Here is a 19,605-nt window from a genome sequence, read left to right on the forward strand (position 1 = left end):
TACTATAATGGAACCAAAGCAAAGAGCTCAAATAGCTGCTTATTTTAGAAAGTTTAATATATTTGAGAAAGCAGGAGTAAGTATGCTTATGGAATACTATAGAAGTGGGAAAATAACCTCCTCAAAATTAACCACTATTTCCCAAGAATTACCACCCGTTAAAGGTGAAGCTGAGCATTTTAAAAAGATCATTGAAAACTATCTTAAGTCTCTCAGAGAACATGTTCTTATAAATGTAGAAGAAGAAAGAAAAACTATTAGGCTAGAAATAATAGAGCTCGTTAATAAACCACTTTTTTACAGTGGAAGTGCTGAATTAACTCCAGAGGCAAAAAAAATATTAGCAGTTCTTGCTAAAGAATTAAAAGATATGAATGTTACTATTGAAGTAGAAGGGCATACTGATGCAGTGCCTTCCAAAAGAGGAAAGCTTGGAAATTGGGAATTATCAACAGCAAGAGCACTTTCTGCTATGTTAGAATTAGAAAAAAACGGAGTTTCTTCTGAAAAAATAATATCTGTTGCTGGATATGCCGATAACTTTCCTTTATTTAAAGATAACCCCCTTGATCCAAGAAATAGAAGAATTACTTTAGTAATTCACTTTCAACCACCTACTTCTCTTTCTCAAAAAACTAAAGAGGCTTATTCTCCTTAATCTCTTAATCTAAAAATTACTCTTACCGGAACTTTATCAAATTTTAAATTTTTTTGAAAACTACTTTCTATAAATTTTTCTATATGCTTAGGTATGTCCTCAGAGTTTATATTTGTAAAAATTACAAAAGTAGGAGGTTTGATATCAACCTGGGTGGCATAATAAAATTTAACCCTCTTTCCTTTCACATTAAAAGTATACTTATCCTTTAATTCTTCCAAAACCTTATTTACCTCTGCTGTTTTAATTCTCGTAGTATATTGAAAATAAACTTCTTCTACTAAAGGAAAAATTTGATTAATTCTCCTTCCAGTTTTTGCAGAAATGGTTAAAACTGGAATCCAAGACATAAATCTTATTCCATACTTTATGTTTTCTAACATAAGATTTCCTGCTTCTCTCCTGTTATCAAAAAGATCCCACTTATTTACGAGAAGTATACAGGCTTTATAGTTTTTTTGAACCTGTCTTAATAATCTTTGATCCTGATTGGTTATACCCTCTTCAGCAGTAATCATTAAAAGAACTATATCAACCTTTTTAATAGTATCTAAAGCCTTATCCACACTGAATTTTTCTACTCTTTTATCAATTTTTGCTCTTCTTCTTATTCCAGGGGTATCTATCAAAAGATATTTTTTGCCATCTGGAAGGCTCAACAAAACATCTACACAATCTCTTGTAGTTCCAGGAATTTCAGAAACTATCATCCTTTCATAGCCTAAAAGTTTGTTAATAAGGGTGCTTTTCCCCACATTTGGTCTTCCTATAATAGCAATTTTAATAGCCTCATCTTCTGGTAATTTTTCCAGTTTATCCTTAGCATATTTTTTAATAAGCCCTTTTAATTCTTCAATATTCTTTTGATTTTTTGCAGAGATAAAAACTACATCTTCAAAGCCAAGGCTGTAAAAGTCTATAGCCCTTTCTCTATCTTCTTTCCCTTCAACTTTATTTACTACTAAAATAACTTTTTTACCTCTTTTTCTTAAATATTCAGCAGTGCTTAAATCCTCACCTGTTAATCCTTCTTTTGCGTCAACTACAAATAAAACCAAATCAGCCTCGGTTAAACACCTCTCTACTACTTCAATTATAGCTTTATCAAAAAAATCTTTTCCGCCCCAATTAATACCTCCTGTATCTATGAGAAGAACACCTTTTTCTTCTTCTATTTCCATATAACCTTCTATCATGTCTCTTGTAACTCCAGGGGTTCTTTCCACAATTGCTTTTCTATCCCCTATTAAGGTATTAAAAAGTGTTGACTTTCCCACATTTGCTCTTCCCACAATAGCTATCTTAAACATAACCCCTTCTTTTTCAATTTTTCTTTTGTTTTTGGAAACATATTTAAATCAACATTAGGAATAAATTGAGCACCTGGAAAGATTTTCATAAATTCTTGATCTATATTCAATTCTAAATAGGTAATTTTTTTTGTTATCTCCTTTATTTCGGAAAAATTAGCTTCTTTTAAAAACTTTAACACTCCTTTACCAGCTGCATTGCCCAATCCTATAGTTTTTTCTAAAGCTACTTCAGGTAACATTCCTAAGGTTACCGCAGATTCTACATTTATATGATTTCCAAAACTTCCTGCTATATAAAAATTTTTAACTTCTTCAAAACTAAGTCCTATTTTTTTAGAAAGAAGATATAGTATAGTAAACATAGCTCCTTTAGATCTTAAAAAACTTTTTATCTCACTTTCTTTAATATAGATTGGTTTCCCATTAGCAGTTTCTTCTGGAAAAGCTACTATAAAGGCTAATTCATTATTTACTTTTTTAAATCTTTCTTTGAAATTTGATGATAAGAACTTTCCGTCAAAAGACAAAAGTCCGTTAATAAAAAGCTCTGCTATTAATTCAATTATTCCTGAACCACAGAGTCCAACAGGAGGAGAATTTTCAATGGTTTTGTATTCAATTGTTTTTTTTGAAACATCTATTTTAACAGTTTCTATAGCTCCTTTTTTTGCTTGAGAGCCGCATTCAAATATCCCTCCTTCTAAAGCAGGACCTGCAGCTCCTGAACAAGCTAATAAAAAATCTTTGTTTCCTAAAACAACTTCGGCATTTGTGCCTATGTCAATATAAAAATAATACCCATCTTCCTTCTTATAAATTTCACTAAAATATAATCCTGCTATAATATCTCCTCCTAAAAATGTTCCTGCAGAAGGAAATATAAAGACTTTAGCCAATGGATGAGCCTTTAAGTTCAATTCTCTCGCATTATACAAATCATACCAATCAGCAACAGGAACATACGGCTCAACAAATAAATAATTAACTGGAAGTCCAGTAAAAAAGTGAGTCATTACTGTATTTCCGCATATACTAAAATAAAAAATTTTCTTTTCTATATCTCCTATTTCTCTATTAATAGCTTCTATGGTTAATTTATTTATATATTCCAGATTTTCTCTTTTTTTGGCAAAATGTAAACGCGTAAGAATGTCTTCTCCTATTTCAATTTGAGGATTTAGTATGGAAAATTCTTTAATAACTTCTTTTTTAATGAAGTCGTAAATATAAAAAGCTATTGTAGTACTGCCAAGATCTATAGCTACTCCTAAAACACTTTCAGGAAAATCAGAAAATATTTCTAAAATTTCCCAAGACCTCTCTTTTTTAGCAAGAATTACCCAAACTTTATAATCTTTTTCTCTTAAAATGAAAGGCAATTTTTTCAAAATATACAAAGGTATTTCCACTATTCCTAATTGATACTTTTCTAAGGCTTGAAGTAAATTTTGAGAATCAAAATTAGCTTCTCCTAACTTAGGTTTAGGTACTTTTAATTCTAAAACTTGAACTGCCTCTTTAAACATCTACTACACACTGTGCTATCCATAAATCATTTTCTTTTCTAACATCTGCCATGGTAAAGGTAGCTCCCTTTACCTCAACACCGTAACCAAATTTTTCAGGAAAATACTTTTCGCCTAAAACTTCTCCTTTTAAAATGTATTTTTCTTCTTTTTCTTCTATTTTTCCTTTAAAATCAAAAAAAATCACCTTTTCAAGGTAAAAAAGACTCAAAACTTTGTTTATAAAAACTACCAATAATTCATCAAGAAATTCAGCTTCTGCTTCTATTTGATACTTTTCTTTTAACTCTATGTCTTTCCACTCTATTTTTTCAACAAGTAAAGTAGCTAAAGCTTTTAAAATATTAGAGAAAGCTTCACAAAGATCTTTACCATATCCCCTTATTCCAATATCTGCACCGTGCTCAAAGGTCTCAAATTTATTCATAGCAAATATCCTTTTTAAAGTTTTGATTATTTTATCAAATTTTTATGATATTCAAATCGTTTACAATTATTATCTTCTAAATATACAGGAACTAAAGGAAAAAAGGTCGCAAATAAAAAATTATTTCTTCTTTCCTTTTCAAAACATACTAAAAAATAATCATCTTTTGGAAAAATGAAAATAGCTCCAACTTTTTCAGTTGAAAAATGTGGTTTTTCAAAAATTTTTAATACTTTAAGATATTCTTCATGAGGAAAATTTTTTCCTCTACCTGAAGTTAAAACAACCTTCGGATTTAGCCATTCTAAAATATCACTATCCATACTGTATTTTGATCCGTGATGAGGAGATACTAAAACTTCTGCTGGCAAAATTTCTTTATTTTCTTTCATACGATAAAATCTCAATCTATCCACATCTCCAGGAAAAAGAACCGTTAAACCTTTGTATTCTAAATAAGCAACCAAACTTTCTCTATTTATATCTTCATAATTTTCATCACCGGGAAAAAGAAAAATTTCTGCCTCGTTTATTTTAATAGATTCTGGCTTTTTAACAGGCTCTGGTAAAACCAAAATGTCAGTCTTTTCCCAATCCTCTGGCTTAAAATTTCCTGAAATCACTTTTTTTACATAAAAATATTCTTTAATAGTGCTTAATCCTCCACTATGATCAAGATCAGGATGAGAAATAATAACCAAATCTATTACATCTATACCAAGTTTGTTTAATACCGGAACTAAATAGATTTTTGTCCAATTAAAATTCTTTGAATAATTAGGTCCTGTGTCAATTAAAATGTTTGATTCCTTATTTTTTACTAAAATCGCATTTGCCTTTCCTACATCAAAAATTAAAATATAAAAAGCCTTAGTATAAAGAACATAAAACAAAAAATAAAACAGAAAAACAGTCATGATCCAATAAAAATACTTTTTATAGCTTCTGAAAAACTTATGGAAAAAAGCAAATGTTATAAAACTTAAAATTGCCAGAAGTATAACTAAATTAACAGGAAGTTTAAATTTGTATAAAAATTCAAAGAAAGGTAATTTAATATAAAAATCAAAAATATAAGCTAAAAGGTTAGCTAAATTTATAGCGACATTTTCGTTAAAAAATGAAAGAATAGCTACCAAAATTGAACCAGGAATAAAGATAAAACTCCAAAAGAAGGTAGCTATAACATTATTAAAAGGGGTTGAAAGAGGAAATGTTCCGTTAATGTAAATTACAAAGGGAAAAACAAAAACACTAACTATAAGGGAAATTAGAAAAAGATAAATCAATTGGGTTAAAATTTTATAAAAATTATTTGAGGAAGATAAATACTCCTTAAAATAAGCTTTAACTATTCTGTCACCTATTATTAGTCCAGAGGTTGCTACGAATGAAAGTTGAAAGGAGAGGTTTCCTATTAGATATGGCTGAAAAACCAATATCAAGGTTGCTGTTAAAAAAAGTAAAATAAGAGAGGAAGTATTTCTGAAAAACAATTTACTTCCAACAAAAAGGGTTAAAAATACAAAAGCTCTAAAAGCTGGAGGGCAAAAACCAGAAAAAAGTAAGATTATAAATGCTCCAGGTAAGGCTAATAAATAAGATAAATTTTGCAAGGGATAACCAACTCTTATTAAAGGTGTAAACTTTAAAAGGTGATAAAAAAGCTGATAGAACATTCCAAAAAGAATGGCTAAGTTAAATCCTGAGATTGCTAATTGATGATAAAGCCCTTGGTTTTTTAGTTTTTCTTTGTATTCCTCTGGAAAATTATATTCCACACCAAGAACCAAAGCCTGAATTAGCCCTTTTGCTGTTCCAGAGAGTTTTTCAGAAAAATTAAAAAGTTTAAACCTTATTTTCTCCAAACTAAAAAATTTATCGTCCTCACAAATAAATCCTTTTTCTTTTATGAATTCTAATTCTGAATCAACTCCTTTTACAAAAAGTAGTTTTCTTTTTTCTATAGAGAAAGGATTAAGATAATCTGAATAATTTTTGCTCCGGAAACTTATCAAACATATTTGTCCAGGAGAAAAATATTTTTTATCCGTTTTAAATATAAACTCACCTATTGAGACATTAAAAGCAGTGTTTAAATATCCATAATAGTAAGGCTCAACTTTCTTGATAATGGTTAAAAGTTCTGCTTCTTTCTCAAGTTTTCCCTCTTCAACAAAGCTCCTACTGAAATAAAAATATCCAATAAAATAAAAAATAAGAAAAGCCGTAATCCACAGACTAAAATAATAATGTTTCTTGTATAATAAAGAATAGACTAAACTTCCAAAAAAGAGAATTATAAGAAAATAAAAGGGAAATTTATAAAAACTTAAAAAAAGACCCAAAATAAAGGAAGAGGTTATAACAAAAACAGGTGCTTTAACTTCTTTTACCAAACAAAGCTTCTCCGATTCTTATAATGGTAGCACCTTCTTCTATGGCAATGGGAAAGTCATTGCTTGTTCCCATGGAAAGTTCTTTGAATTCTGAATTCATATAAGGTTTTACCTTTTCAAAAATCTCTCTCATTTTTTTAAAATAGAGACGCACTTTCTCAGGATTTTCTTCATATGGAGGAAGACACATAAGTCCTTTTACTTTTATCCTATCAAATTTTTTAATTTCTTCTATAAATTCCTCCAATTTTTCTGGCTCAACACCTCCTTTTGTAGGTTCCTTTCCAATATTTACCTCAATAAAAACAGGAACTACCAAATTTCTTTTTTCTGCTTGTTTTTGAATTTCCTGTGCCAAACTTATTCTATCTAAGGTTTGAATTAGAGAAAATAAAATTATAGCCTTTTTTACTTTATTTGTCTGAAGTCTTCCTATAAAATGCCATTCTATAGGAAGCTCTTTAAGAGCTAAGATTTTCTTTTCTGCTTCCTGAACATAGTTTTCTCCAATTAGTGTAACTCCGAGTTCAAAAGCCAATTTTATTTTTTCTGGACTTTGTTTCTTTGCTGCTCCTAAAATTTTTACTTCTTCTGGTTTTCTTCTTGATTTTTCACAAGCTTCGTAAACCCTTTCTATTATCTTTAAATAGTTTTCTTTAATTTGCGTTTTTAAATCCATTTATAATTCCATTCTCTGTAATTATCAGATCTACCCTTTGATCATGTTTTTCTAAAGGCAATTCTTCAAATATTTGAAAAGAAAAGGCAACTCCTATTTTAAAGGCAGGAATATTTTTTAAAATTTTATCATAAAATCCTCCACCATACCCAATTCTTCCTTTTTTCAAATCAAAAGCAATTCCTGGAACAAAAATTATCTCAAAATCTTTAGCTTCTAATTTAGGATTTTCTGATGAAGGCTCAAGCAAACCAAAAGGTCCTGGTTTTAAATCTGAAAAACTAAAAATCTGGTGAAAACTCAGAGTTTTATCTCTTAACCAGGTTTTAGGTAAAAATACTTTTTTACCCTCTAAGAAAGCCTTACCTATTAGATATTCTAATGAAACTTCTTTATTTTTGGCAAAATAAAAAGCTATATTTTTAGCCTTTTTATACAAAGGTAATTCTTCAATTCTTTTACAAATTTGTAAACTGAGAGCTTTTAAAGTATCAGAGGAATATTTTCTTCTAATTTGAAAAATAAGGTCTCTTATTTGAGATTTAGAAGATTTTTCCATAAAAATAGCCCCCTTAGAGGGGGCTATTTTTAAATTTATCTTGGTGTTCCTGATTTTGCTTTTTCTGCTACAAGAAGTCTTGTTAAAGCCCTTTGAAGCGCTGCTTTTGCTCTGGCATAATCTATCTTTTCTGCCTGAGCAAGATATGCCTGAATTCTCTTTTCTGCTCTTTCCTTTGCTCTTAAAGCTCTTTCTACATCTATTTCATAAGCTCTTTCTGCTGCCTCAACTAAAAAAGTGATTTTATTTTTTGAAACCTCACAAAATCCACCACTTAATGCTACCCACTCCTCTCTATCTCCTACTCTATAATGAAGTGGACCAATCTTAACTGCAGCAATCATAGGAGCATGATTGGCAAGAACTCCAAATTCACCTTCAACTCCTGGGGCTGTAACTATATCAACTTCTTCGCTTACTACTACTCTATCAGGTGTTACTATCTCTAAGAGGATTTTAGCCATTTAATCTCCTCCATTATCCTTCCATTATCTTCTTAGCTTTTTCAACAGCCTCTTCTATTGTTCCAACCATGTAAAATGCTGGTTCAGGAAGATCATCGTGTTTTCCTTCTAAAATCTCTTTAAATCCTCTAATGGTATCTTCAAGTTTTACATATCTTCCTGGTGTTCCAGTAAAGTGTTCTGCAACATGGAAGGGCTGAGATAGAAATCTCTGAATTTTTCTTGCACGGGCAACTATTATTTTATCTTCTTCTGAAAGTTCTTCTACTCCAAGAATAGCAATAATATCCTGCAAGTCCTTATATCTTTGAAGAACCTGCTGAACCTGACGAGCTACAGTATAATGTTCCCATCCAATTATATTGGGATCTAAAATACGAGATTGAGAATCTAAAGGATCAACAGCTGGATAAATTCCAAGCTCTGCAATTTGACGAGAAAGAACAACTGTTCCATCAAGATGAGCAAAAGTAGTTGCAGGTGCAGGGTCTGTTAAGTCATCTGCAGGAACATAAATACACTGAACAGAGGTAATAGATCCTTTAGTGGTAGAACAAATTCTTTCCTGCAATGCACCAATGTCTGTTGCAAGAGTTGGCTGGTATCCAACTGCAGAAGGCATTCTACCTAAGAGAGCAGAAACTTCTTGGTTTGCTTGAGTAAAACGATAGATATTGTCTATAAAGAAAAGCACATCTTGCCCTTCTTCGTCTCTAAAATATTCAGCAATAGTAACACCAGTATGAGCAACTCTTGCACGATGTCCAGGGGTTTCGTTCATCTGTCCATAAACAAGTGCGGCTTTATCTAAAACACCTGAACGTTTCATTTCTAAATAAAGCTCATTTCCTTCACGGGTTCTTTCACCTGCACCGCAAAAAACTGAAATTCCACCATGCTCCATAGCAATGTTATGAATCATTTCCATCATAACAACTGTTTTTCCAACTCCTGCTCCACCAAAGGTTCCCATTTTACCACCGCGAGGGAATGGAATAAGAAGGTCAAATACTTTAATTCCTGTCTCTAAAACCCTAATGGTGGTATCAAGTTCAGTAAGAGGAGGAGCTGGTCTAAAAATGGGATAGTATTTATCAGAAACTATAGGTCCTGCCTCATCCACAGGATCTCCTGTAGCATTCATAATTCTTCCAAGAGTTGCTTTACCAACCGGAACCATTATGGGAGCTCCTGTAGCCCATACTGGATCTCCTCTTTTCAATCCATCAGTATAATCCATAGCCACACAACGCACTATATTATCTCCTAATTGCTGAGCAACCTCCAATACTAAATTCCATTCTCTATCATCTATCATAGGATTAGTAGCTCTTAAACACTCTAAAAGCTTAGGAACCTTTCCAGGAGGAAATTCTACATCTACTACACATCCCATAATTTGAACAATTCTACCTATCACCTTTTCTTCAGCCATATTATAACCCCCCTTTAAACTTTCTTTATTATCTTTTTGTATTTTTAACCTTTAGTGATAGCTTCTGCACCACCTACAATATCCATTAATTCTTTGGTAATACTTGCCTGCCTTACTTTATTATAAAATAAAGTTAACTGTTTTACCATATCTCCACAAGCCTTATTAGCATTATCCATAGCTGTCATACGAGCTGCCTGTTCACTAACCGCAGTTTCAAGCATAGCCGAAAATACAAGAGTATTTATATAAAGAGGTAAAATCTGAGATAAAAGCTCCTCTTCTTCAGGCTCATAAATATATGCATAAGTCATCTTCTTTTCTTCTTTTTCTGAAGCTTTTTCCAAACTTAAAGGAATTATTTTTTCCATCTTAGGAATTTGTTTCACCACATTCACAAAATAACCGTAAATTACATAAACTTCATCCCACTCCCCTGCAAGATATGCCATCATAGCAGAACGAGCAATTTTACGAGCATCCTGCATAAGAACCTTTCCCATTATATTTACATATTGCTCTCTTACAGGAGCTTTCTTTCTAAAATAGGTTGCTCCCTTTCTACCAACACAAATAAGTTCTACTTCTTTTCCCTCCTTTTTAAACCTATTTATAGCCTTTTCTGCCTCCCTTATTAAATTGGAATTGAAAGCACCACATAATCCTTTATCAGCAGTTATTAAAATTATACCTACTTTCTTAACCTCTCTTTTTTGTAAAAGCGGAATTTTTTGAGTATTTATAGTCCCACAAGCAAGCACATTATCTATTACTTCTTCAAACTTTATTCTATAGGGACGAAAGCCCTCCAATCTTTGTTGAAGGGTGCGTAATTTTGCTGAGGCAACCATATTCATCGCTTTAGTAATTTGCCCAATTCTTTTTATAGCCTCAATCTTTCTTCTAATGTCTCGTAAAGCTGGCATATTTTATCCTCCTCAAAAATTAACCAAAAACTTCTATGGTATGGGAACAGGTTCTATATTGTTTCTTCTCTTAAATTCTTCATTAAATTCTCTAAAAACTTGTTTCATCTTTTCCTCTAATTCAGGACTAATCTCTTTCTTTTCTCTAATTTCTTTATAAATTTCTGGATATTTGCTTCCAATAAATTCATAAAGCTCATTTTCATATTGAGCTAATACTTCTAAAGGCATTTCGTCTAAAAAGCCTCTTGTTCCTGCAAAAAGTATACAAACTTGTTTTTCTACAGGAAGAGGTTGATATTGAGGTTGCTTAAGGATTTCAACAAGTCTTGCTCCTCTATGAAGAACCCTTTGAGTAGCTCTATCAAGTTCAGAACCAAATTGAGCAAAGGCTGCAAGTTCTCTATACTGAGCCAGTTCAAGTCTTAATCTTCCAGCAACCTGTCTCATAGCTTTAATCTGAGCTGCTCCTCCAACGCGAGATACAGAAAGTCCAACATTGATTGCTGGACGAATACCAGCAAAAAAAAGACCCGGCTCTAAATAAATCTGTCCGTCTGTAATAGAAATAACATTAGTAGGAATATAGGCTGAAACATCACCCTGTTGGGTTTCAACAATAGGTAGTGCTGTTAATGAACCACCACCATATTTATCATCAAGTTTTGCTGCTCTCTCTAAAAGTCTTGAGTGATTATAAAAGATATCTCCTGGATAAGCCTCTCTTCCAGGCGGTCTTCTTAAAAGAAGAGAAATTTCACGGTATTCTGCTGCTTGCTTAGATAGGTCATCATATATAACAAGGGCATGTCTTCCCGTATCTCTAAAATACTCTCCAATAGCACAGGCTGAATAAGGAGCAATCCACTGTAAAGCAGCTGAATCCGAAGCACAGGCTGCAACTACTGTAGTATATTCCATAGCTCCGTATCTACGCAAAGTTTCAATAATTTGAGCAACTGTAGACTTTTTTTGCCCGATAGCACAATAAATACAATACACATCAGTTTCTTTTTGAGCAAGGATAGCATCTATCGCAATAGCAGTTTTACCAGTCTGTCTGTCTCCAAGTATTAATTCTCTCTGCCCTCTTCCAATAGGAGTCATAGCATCTATAGCTTTAATACCAGTATACATCGGTTCATGAACAGGTTTTCTCTTAATAATTCCAGGTGCTTTTAATTCAATTCTTCTAAATTCTTTTGCCTCAATGGGTCCTTTACCATCTAAAGGTCTACCTACCGGGTCTATAACTCTTCCAATAACCGCTTCTCCTACAGGAATAGAAGCAACTTTACCTGTTCTTTTGGCAATGTGTCCTTCTAAAATCTTTGTATAATCTCCCATAATAGGAATACCAACATTATCAAATTCAAGGTTTAAGGCTATCCCTACTTCTCCACTTTCAGGAAACTCAATAAGCTCCATATACTCACAATTTCTAAGACCAAAAACACGAGCGATACCATCAGCAACTGAAATTACTACTCCCATTTCATCAAGATCTATCTTTTTCTCAAACTCCTCAATTCTTTTTTTAATCAAATCACTAAGTTCTTGTGCTCTTATAGCCTCCATTTATAGCACCTCCCCTTTTATAATTTCTTTAAATTTATTCAGCTGGGTCTTTAAAGTTCCATCAAATATTAAATCCCCTACTCTTATCTTTAGTCCTCCTATTATATTTTCATCTACTTTAGGCTCTAATATAACCTCTTTTTTTAAATATGCTTTTAAACTCTCTTCTAATTCCCTTTTTTCTTCTTCACTAAGTGGATACGCTGTAACAACCTCTCCTCTTGCGATGTTTAACTCTTCATCTAACAATTCTTGATACATAGTCACTATTTCATTAATATACTGGATTCTTCTCCTTTCAACCAATAACTTTAAAAATCTCTCAATCTCAGGATCTACTTTAACTACTTTTAAAATTTCCTCTATAATTTCTATCTTCAAATCCGGAGGATAAATGGGATTTTGAAGAGCTGACAAAACTTCTGGCATAGAATTTAAAAGATTTTTTATCTGATTTAACTCTTCCCCAAATTCTTTGGTTTTATTCAACTCTTTTGCTGCAGTAAAAAGACCCTTTGCGTATTTAAATGCAATTGCCATTGCTCTCAATGTAGCACCCTCCCTTTAATTTCATTTATAAACTCTTTAACAATTCTTTTCTGATCTTCTTCAGTAATGCTTTTTCTCAAAAGTTCCTCTGCTAATTTCACAGAGGCTTCCGCAATTTCTTCCCTTAATATAGCCTTTGCCTTTTCCAATTCATGCTTTATATAAAGCTCTGCTTGCTGTTTAATTCTTTCAGCTTGAGCATTAGCTTCAGCAATAATCCTTTCTTTTTCTTTCATTCCTTGCTCTACATAATTCTGATAAATCTCTTGAGCTTCTTTTTCTAAATTCTTAATCTTTTCCTGAAGTTCCACATACCTTGCCTCTGCCTCTTTTTTCTTCTCTAAAAGTTCATTATACTGTTTTAAAATGCTCTCTTGACGAGACTTAAACATATCTACTATCGGCTTTTTAAGAAACTTGTATAAAATTAAAACTAAAGCTATAAAATTAAGTGTGAACCAGAAAAGATTCTTTAACTGAGTAGGTGTAACCCCGTGATGCTCACCCTCAACCTCAGCTCCAAATCCTAAAGAGACAAAAATTAATACAAAAAATAAAACAAAAAATCCCAAATTTTTAAAGCCTTTCATACTTTCCTCCCCAAAAGTCTTTCAACCATAAGAGAAGCAAAATATTCTACATTACCCATTAGTTCTTTTCTTACCTCTTCTAACTGCTTAGAAAATTGCTCTGCCCATTTGGCTTTGTATTCTTCTACTTCTTTCATTGTTTTTGATAAAATCTCTTTTTCTATCTTACGAGCTTCCTCTTTTAAGAGCTCTCTTTTCTGAATTCCTTCAGCTCTTGCTTTATTTAATTCCTCTTGATATTTTCTAATTGCCTCTTCAGCTGAAAGAATTAAATCTCTGGTTTCCTTTTCAAGACTTTGAAAATGAGCTTCTCTTTCTCTTATATGCGACATTACAGGTTTGACAAGAATATAATAAAGCACAAAAGTCATTATTAAGGCTTCAACAATTTGAATAAATAAAGTAATGTCAAACTTAATCATACTAATCCCTCACTTTCAGAATTTTATTTATATCCTTTCAGTATTCACTCTTTTGTATTATAAATTTTTAAAAAGTCAAGTTATAAAAAGTTGCAAAAATTACAATTATTTAAAGAAATGCCTTTTTAAAGCTACATTAAAAACCAAAGAAAGTGAAAAATAAACAGAAATCGTCATAGATCCACCGTAACTTAAAAAAGGAAAGGGTATGCTTGTCATGGGAAGTAAGCCTGAACAACCACCTATGTTAAACAAAGCCTGCCAGAAAAGGATTGTTCCAACTCCCAAGCTGAGATACCTGCCAAGCCAGTCTTTAGCCACAGAAGAAATTTTTACACAAAAATAAAGTAAATACCCGTATAAAAAGAGAATCAAACTTACTCCAATAAAACCCCATGTTTCTGCCCATACTGCAAAAGCAAGGTCAGTATGTTTAGCTGGAAGATAGTAAAGCCTTGTTGACCAGCCTTTTTTAAATCCATGCCCTTTTATACCTCCTGAACCTATAGCAATAAGTGCTTGGTTTAACTGATATCCCCAGGTTTTTTCATATTTCTCTGGATATAAATATCCGTAAATTCTACCCTTTTGATGAGGTTTTAATTTTTCCCAAACAACAGGAAAAATTAGTAAAATTACTATCATTCCTATAAGAACTGCAGAAATAAATACTTTTCTTGGGATTCCTATAAAAATAAGAAAACTCAAAAACATAGTGGTCATAATAAGTGGATAATCAAAATCAGTCGGAAGAATAAGTATCATAGGAATGATTATTATTATGAAAAGCTTAGCTAAAGTTTTTAAGTTTAAATAAGGATGGGGATCCTTTGAAGCAATTAAACTTATCAATAAAACAAGCACGGGTTTGACAAATTCAGAAGGTTGAATAACAATGAGTCCCAAATTAAACCAACGCTTCTTAAAAATAAACATCACAAATAAAACGAATACCAAAAATAAATACAAATACCAAACAATTTGAAAGGAAATTTTTCTATAATCCATAAACAAAGAGAAAAAAAGAAAAAGAGTTAATCCCACAAGATGCCAAAACAAATTTTTCCAAAATAAAGAAGAAGTTTCTGCAATTATCCATTGATTCAAAATCCCCAAAAGAGCAAGAATAAAAACTATTAAAATTCCTATTAAATCTTCTCTTAAAGTTTTCCTTACATTTTCAGTTTTCATCTGTTAAACCCGTTTCGTTCCCGGTTTCATTCCCAATTTCACTTCCTTTTTCATTTTTAGGAGTGATTTTAGGTATTTCAATACCAAAATATTTCCTATATAATTCTCTTGCAATGGGAGCTGCCACAGCTCCTCCGTGCCCTCCGTGTTCTACCAAAATTGCTGAAACTATTTCTGGTTGAGAACGACCAGCATAACTTACAAACCAAGCATGATGTTCTAAGGATTTACCTCTTTTAACTGATAAACTCACCACTTGTGCTGTTCCTGTTTTCCCTGCAACTGTAAGTTCTGGAATATAAGCTGCTTTTCCAGTTCCTATTCTAACAACCTCTAAAAGACCCTCTCTTATCCATTCTAAATGTCTTTCATCTAAAACCAATTTTTTCTCTAACTGAGGATTTATCTCAATAACATTTCCGTTGAGTTTTTTTATTCCTCTTACTATGTAAGGCTTATATAGATATCCTCCGTTAGCTATTGCCATATAAACCCTTGCCATCTGTAAAGGAGTTACAAGCAAATATCCCTGACCTATTCCCATAACTACTGTTTCCCCTTGATACCAGGGTTGTTTAAATGTTTTTTCTTTCCATTTTTTGTCTGGAACTAAACCTATTTTTTCTTCTTTCCACCCCAAACCTGTAGGTTTGCCAAGTCCCCATTCTCTTGAAATGCTTGCTAAATAATCCACATCAAGCTTAGAGGCAACAGTGTAAAAATAGGTATCGCAAGAAAAAGCTATAGCTTTAATGAGATTAACTGATCCGTGTCCTTTTGGTTCCCAACATCTGAAAACACGGGTGCCATATCTAAAATATCCAGGACAATAAACAGTATAATTGAAATCTTTAATAATTCCTGATTTAAGTCCAGCAATAGCTGTAATTACTTTGTAAGTAGAGCCAGGTGGATAAGCTTGCAAAGTTCGATTTAAAAAAGGTCTTTCAGGACTTAAATTTATTTCTTCCCATTCCTCTTTGGTAAACCCATCAATAAATTTCTGAGGATCTATAGAAGGTGAACTTACCATAGCTAAAATAGAACCGTCTTTTGGAGAAAGAGCAATTATAGCTCCTCTCTTTTCTTTTAAAAGCTCATAAGCTTTAACCTGTAAATTATGATTAATAGTAATAATTAAACTCTCTCCCGGCACTGGTTCAATTCTATTAATAACCTTACCCAAGCGACCATAAGCATCTCTTTCAATTTCTATAGCTCCGTTTTTACCTTTTAGAACCTTTTCAAACGCTCTTTCTATTCCGATTCTTCCAATATAATCTTCCATAGAATATCCTTCATCTTTAAGCTCTTTGTATTCCTCAAGAGTAATTTTTGAAATATAACCTAAAGCATGAAAATAAGCCTCTCCATAAGGATAATACCTTTCTGCTTCTACCTCTATCTTTACTCCTGGAAGATAATACCTTCTAACCATTATCTTGGCTACTTCATCCCAATTGAGATTTCTTTTTATCAAAACCCTTCCCAAAGAGGTTTTCCTTGCTAAATAATATCTCTCTTTAAGTGCTCCAAAACTTTCTCCTAAGATTTTACTTAATTTGTATAAAACTTCATCTTCCTTATCTTTTATCAAATCAGGATCTAAGTAAAGCTGAAAAACTGCTCTGTTTGTTGCAACAACCACTCCATCTGAAGTGATAATTTCTCCTCTTGGTGCCTTTATCACATAACTTACCACAGATCTTTCTTTGGCTTTTTTATAGTAATAAGAATGTTTAATTACTTGAAGATAAAAAAATCTTAACCATAAAATCCCAAAGGTAAAAATAATTATGATTTTAGCCCAAAAGAGTCTTTTTTCCCAAAAAAAAACTTTCAGAATTTTTTGTTTTGTCTTTAAAAAATCTCTTATAAAGAATCTGTTTTCATTAAAGTTTTTCATGTTTCTTTATAAAAAAATACAGCTAAAACTTTGTGAAAAATTAAAACCCAAATAAGAGTTGTACATATATAATAAAAACTTTTAACTGCAAGATTTAAAATTATCATCCAGTTTAAAGGGACATTAAGCTTGTAAAAAAAGAATATGTATCTAAGAAGAAGAAAGGAAAGGATGCTTAAGACCCAAATTATTATCTTTGACCCCAATTTTTCCAAAACAAAGAATTTTCTTAGATGTTTCCATGTAAATCCTAAAACCACAAAATAGATTGCCAAAAAGATTTCTTTATCTAAAAAATCTAAGCCCTCTAATAAACCCAAAACAAATAGTAGAAAATATAATAAGAACCCAGAGTTTCTGAAAGTTAAAATTGCTATTGCAAAGGCAAGTATTACATCTCCAGGATAGATAAGAAAAGAGCTGGAGATAAAAGATTTAAAAATTAATATTAAAAATAAAAAGGGCAAAATAATTTTAAAGAATTCTTCTACACTTATAACAGATTCCATTTCAGAGAGGAATTTCTGGCAGTTTTAACAAAACAAAAACTAAATCAAGATTTGCCAAATCAACTATAGGTGCAACTTCTGCTGATTTAAACATTCCCTGAATAGAATCACGACTTACAGAAACCACTTTTCCTATCAGTAACCCTGGAGGGAAAAAAGCATCCTGTCCAGTAGTTAAAACTTCATCCCCTGGTTTTATCTGAGAAGCAGAGGGTAAATATTGTAGGCTACAGTATTTCTCTGCCTTACCTACTAAAATTCCTCTTATTCCTTCCCTTTCTGTTTTTACATCTGCTGAAAATGAAGGATCCGTAATAAGTATTACTTTGCTCCAGCTTCTGTAAACTTCAACTACCTGACCTATTAAAGCTACTCCTTCTTCTTCTACACCAGCAAGAACAGGCATCTGAGGTAAAATACCATCTTTACTTCCTTTATCTATAAAAATTACTCTTGAAAAAGGATCCATAGGTCTATAAATTATTTTAGCTGCAACCTTGGGATAATTAAACTCTGATGAAAGCTTAAAAAACTCCTCTAATACTCTGTAAGTCCTTTCTCTTTCTTTATAATAAGCAAGTTGAGATTTTAAAAGCAAATTTTCCCTTTTTAATCTCTCATTTTCTTTTTTTAAGTCCACTAATAGCAAATAGTTTTCAAAAAAACTTCTTGTCTTAGCTCCTGAATAGGTAGATCCTTTTAAAAATGGTGAAACTATCAAGCCAAGAATTTCATTAAAAAGATTGGTTCTTTTTATAAAATACCATAACCCACTTACAAAAACTATTATAATAACTATACCAAAAAGTTTTTTATCCTTTATCATTAAAGTGGTTTAAAAATAAATTTTAAATAGCTTTTTGAGAAATAAATTCTTTTACTTTTTCTACCTCAGCAGGAAATTTCCAACAATTTTGAGGAAGCTCAAAAAGTTTCTCAATTTCCTCAGGAAGTTTAATAGGGACTCCTAAAGCTTTATTTACCGTTTCGGGAAATTTTGCAGGATGGGCAGTTGCAAGACAGATAAGAGGATATTCATCTTTAAACCTCAATCCTGCTCTTACTCCTACTGCAGTATGCGGATCAAGAATATAACCTGTTTTTTCGTAAAATTCCTTTATAGTTTCAAGTGTTTCTTTTTGGTTTACTGAAGCCGAAAGGAAATCTTTCTGAACTTTTTTAACCTCCTCTTCTGTAAATCTGATAGCCCTTTCCTTAGCAAACTTTTCCATAATTTCTTTAGTTTTTTTAGGATTTTCTCCATAAAAATAATAAAGATACCTTTCAAAATTGCTTGCTACTTGAATATCCATAGAAGGACTTATAGTTGGTTTTACTTCTTTTAAGGAATAGTCCCCATGGTTAACGAATCTGCAAAGTATATCATTTTCGTTAGTTGCAAGAATAAGCCTTTCTATCCTTTCTTCCCCCAGCATTCTCCTTGCTAAATATCCTGCAAATATATTTCCAAAATTTCCGGTAGGTACTGAAATTCTAACGCTTTTGCAGTTTTCTAATTCTGAAACTCTAAAATAAGCCCAAAAATAATAAACCATTTGTGCCATTATTCTTGCCCAATTTATTGAGTTAACCGTGGTTAATCTAAATCTTCTTTTAAATTCTAAATCCATAAAAATACTTTTTACTATAGCTTGACAATCATCAAAAGTCCCTTCTATAGCAAGATTAAAAACATTGGGATCTGTTACAGTTGTCATCATTAAGGCTTGAATTTTTGAAACTTTTTGGTGGGGATGTAAAATAAAAATAGCTATATTCTTTTTTCCTCTAACTCCGTAAATCGCAGCAGAACCAGTATCCCCTGAAGTTGCTCCTAAAATGTTAATCTTTTTATTTTCTTCTAAGAGTAGTTTTTCAAATAATACTCCCAGAAACTGAAGTGCCACATCTTTGAAAGCCCATGTAGGACCGTGAAAAAGTTCAAGTATGTAAACGTCTCCTACTTTAACTACAGGAGTTATGTCCTTTGCTCTAAAACTTTTGTAAGCTTTTTTTATAAGCTCTTTAAGTTCTCTTTCTTCTATATCAGAAACATAATAGCTAAAAATCTTTAAAGCGAGATCCTGGTAACTTAGTTTTCTTAATTTTTCTATTTCATCCTCTGAAAGTATTGGAATTTTTTCAGGAACGATTAAACCACCATCGGGAGCAAGTCCTTCAAAAATAGTATCCTTAAAATCAATCTTTGACATCCCACCACGAGTGCTTATATACTTCATACTCAAAACCCTTTAGTTTTAATTACTTCCAGTCTGTTTTTCATTCTATCTATGTATTTTCTTATATCAGCTTTAAATTCTGCCAAAGTTTGATGATTTTTTTGATAAATCTTTATAAGTTCATTCATCCAGTATTCAAGGGTTTCTTTTTCTTTCTGTATGAGTTCCTTTTGCACTTTCTCTTTTAAAATATTTAAAATTTTTGGATCAATTCCCTCCAAAACTTGCCTCCTT

General features: G+C 31.9%; 20 protein-coding genes. 1 reads left to right on the forward strand and 19 read right to left on the reverse strand.

Features of this window, described 5'->3' with window-relative positions; all coding sequences use genetic code 11:
• The first annotated feature begins 7 nt into the window (after positions 1-7).
• Positions 8-658 (forward strand): OmpA/MotB family protein, encoded by a 651-nt coding sequence (locus ACLGLP_RS08065; RefSeq protein WP_492112767.1) that lies wholly within the window; start codon positions 8-10, stop codon positions 656-658.
• Here the strand turns inward: ACLGLP_RS08065 and der are convergent.
• The 19 genes from der to ACLGLP_RS08160 form a co-directional block, all read right to left on the reverse strand.
• Positions 655-1,968 (reverse strand): ribosome biogenesis GTPase Der, encoded by a 1,314-nt coding sequence (gene der, locus ACLGLP_RS08070; RefSeq protein WP_492112768.1) that lies wholly within the window; start codon positions 1,966-1,968, stop codon positions 655-657. The genes ACLGLP_RS08065 and der overlap by 4 nt on opposite strands.
• On the reverse strand, positions 1,956-3,497 hold the full coding sequence (locus ACLGLP_RS08075; RefSeq protein WP_492112769.1) for an ASKHA domain-containing protein: 1,542 nt from the start codon (positions 3,495-3,497) through the stop codon (positions 1,956-1,958). Before ACLGLP_RS08075 ends, der begins: the two co-directional genes overlap by 13 nt.
• A complete protein-coding gene (locus tag ACLGLP_RS08080; RefSeq protein ID WP_492112770.1) occupies positions 3,490-3,924 on the reverse strand; it encodes an archease in 435 nt (144 codons plus the stop codon). The genes ACLGLP_RS08075 and ACLGLP_RS08080 overlap by 8 nt, the downstream gene beginning before the upstream one ends.
• Before the next feature lie 26 nt (positions 3,925-3,950).
• Positions 3,951-6,323 carry a ComEC/Rec2 family competence protein gene (locus ACLGLP_RS08085; RefSeq protein ID WP_492112771.1) on the reverse strand — a complete coding sequence of 791 codons (2,373 nt, stop codon included), beginning with the start codon at positions 6,321-6,323 and terminating at the stop codon, positions 3,951-3,953.
• Positions 6,307-7,002, reverse strand: a complete 696-nt coding sequence (locus ACLGLP_RS08090) for a YggS family pyridoxal phosphate-dependent enzyme (RefSeq protein ID WP_492112772.1) — start codon at positions 7,000-7,002, stop codon at positions 6,307-6,309. Before ACLGLP_RS08090 ends, ACLGLP_RS08085 begins: the two co-directional genes overlap by 17 nt.
• The gene (locus tag ACLGLP_RS08095) at positions 6,980-7,561 is read right to left on the reverse strand and encodes a 5-formyltetrahydrofolate cyclo-ligase (RefSeq protein ID WP_492112773.1); all 582 of its coding nucleotides are present in this window, start codon (positions 7,559-7,561) and stop codon (positions 6,980-6,982) included. Before ACLGLP_RS08095 ends, ACLGLP_RS08090 begins: the two co-directional genes overlap by 23 nt.
• 35 nt (positions 7,562-7,596) lie before the next feature.
• Positions 7,597-8,025, reverse strand: coding sequence for a F0F1 ATP synthase subunit epsilon (locus ACLGLP_RS08100; RefSeq protein ID WP_492112774.1), 429 nt, complete (start codon positions 8,023-8,025; stop codon positions 7,597-7,599).
• A 13-nt stretch (positions 8,026-8,038) separates the two neighbouring features.
• The gene (gene atpD, locus ACLGLP_RS08105; protein WP_492112775.1) at positions 8,039-9,460 is read right to left on the reverse strand and encodes a F0F1 ATP synthase subunit beta; all 1,422 of its coding nucleotides are present in this window, start codon (positions 9,458-9,460) and stop codon (positions 8,039-8,041) included.
• A gap of 44 nt (positions 9,461-9,504) precedes the next feature.
• Positions 9,505-10,386 (reverse strand): ATP synthase F1 subunit gamma, encoded by an 882-nt coding sequence (gene atpG, locus ACLGLP_RS08110; protein WP_492112776.1) that lies wholly within the window; start codon positions 10,384-10,386, stop codon positions 9,505-9,507.
• Positions 10,387-10,419: 33 nt separating this feature from the next.
• Entirely contained in the window at positions 10,420-11,964 is a 1,545-nt protein-coding gene (atpA, locus tag ACLGLP_RS08115; RefSeq protein ID WP_492112777.1) for a F0F1 ATP synthase subunit alpha, read from the reverse strand.
• Positions 11,965-12,504, reverse strand: a complete 540-nt coding sequence (gene atpH / locus ACLGLP_RS08120; protein ID WP_492112778.1) for an ATP synthase F1 subunit delta — start codon at positions 12,502-12,504, stop codon at positions 11,965-11,967. It lies immediately after the preceding gene.
• A 5-nt stretch (positions 12,505-12,509) separates the two neighbouring features.
• Positions 12,510-13,103: a F0F1 ATP synthase subunit B gene (gene atpF, locus ACLGLP_RS08125; protein ID WP_492112779.1), complete on the reverse strand. Its 594-nt coding sequence runs from the start codon at positions 13,101-13,103 to the stop codon at positions 12,510-12,512.
• On the reverse strand, positions 13,100-13,525 hold the full coding sequence (locus ACLGLP_RS08130) for a F0F1 ATP synthase subunit B family protein (protein WP_492112780.1): 426 nt from the start codon (positions 13,523-13,525) through the stop codon (positions 13,100-13,102). Before ACLGLP_RS08130 ends, atpF begins: the two co-directional genes overlap by 4 nt.
• A 105-nt stretch (positions 13,526-13,630) precedes the next feature.
• Complete coding sequence (locus ACLGLP_RS08135) at positions 13,631-14,716, reverse strand: FtsW/RodA/SpoVE family cell cycle protein (protein WP_492112781.1); 1,086 nt, start codon at positions 14,714-14,716, stop codon at positions 13,631-13,633.
• Positions 14,706-16,622 carry a penicillin-binding protein 2 gene (gene mrdA, locus ACLGLP_RS08140; RefSeq protein ID WP_492112782.1) on the reverse strand — a complete coding sequence of 639 codons (1,917 nt, stop codon included), beginning with the start codon at positions 16,620-16,622 and terminating at the stop codon, positions 14,706-14,708. Before mrdA ends, ACLGLP_RS08135 begins: the two co-directional genes overlap by 11 nt.
• A complete protein-coding gene (locus ACLGLP_RS08145; RefSeq protein ID WP_492112783.1) occupies positions 16,619-17,131 on the reverse strand; it encodes a hypothetical protein in 513 nt (170 codons plus the stop codon). Before ACLGLP_RS08145 ends, mrdA begins: the two co-directional genes overlap by 4 nt.
• Before the next feature lies 1 nt (position 17,132).
• Positions 17,133-17,957, reverse strand: a complete 825-nt coding sequence (mreC, locus tag ACLGLP_RS08150; protein WP_492112784.1) for a rod shape-determining protein MreC — start codon at positions 17,955-17,957, stop codon at positions 17,133-17,135.
• Positions 17,958-17,979: 22 nt separating this feature from the next.
• Positions 17,980-19,371, reverse strand: coding sequence for a threonine synthase (gene thrC, locus ACLGLP_RS08155; RefSeq protein ID WP_492112785.1), 1,392 nt, complete (start codon positions 19,369-19,371; stop codon positions 17,980-17,982).
• Between the two features lie 2 nt (positions 19,372-19,373).
• On the reverse strand, positions 19,374-19,592 hold the full coding sequence (locus tag ACLGLP_RS08160) for a hypothetical protein (protein WP_492112786.1): 219 nt from the start codon (positions 19,590-19,592) through the stop codon (positions 19,374-19,376).
• Between the last annotated feature and the right edge of the window lie 13 nt (positions 19,593-19,605).

The organism is Caldimicrobium sp. SLHALR3 (assembly GCF_058692735.1).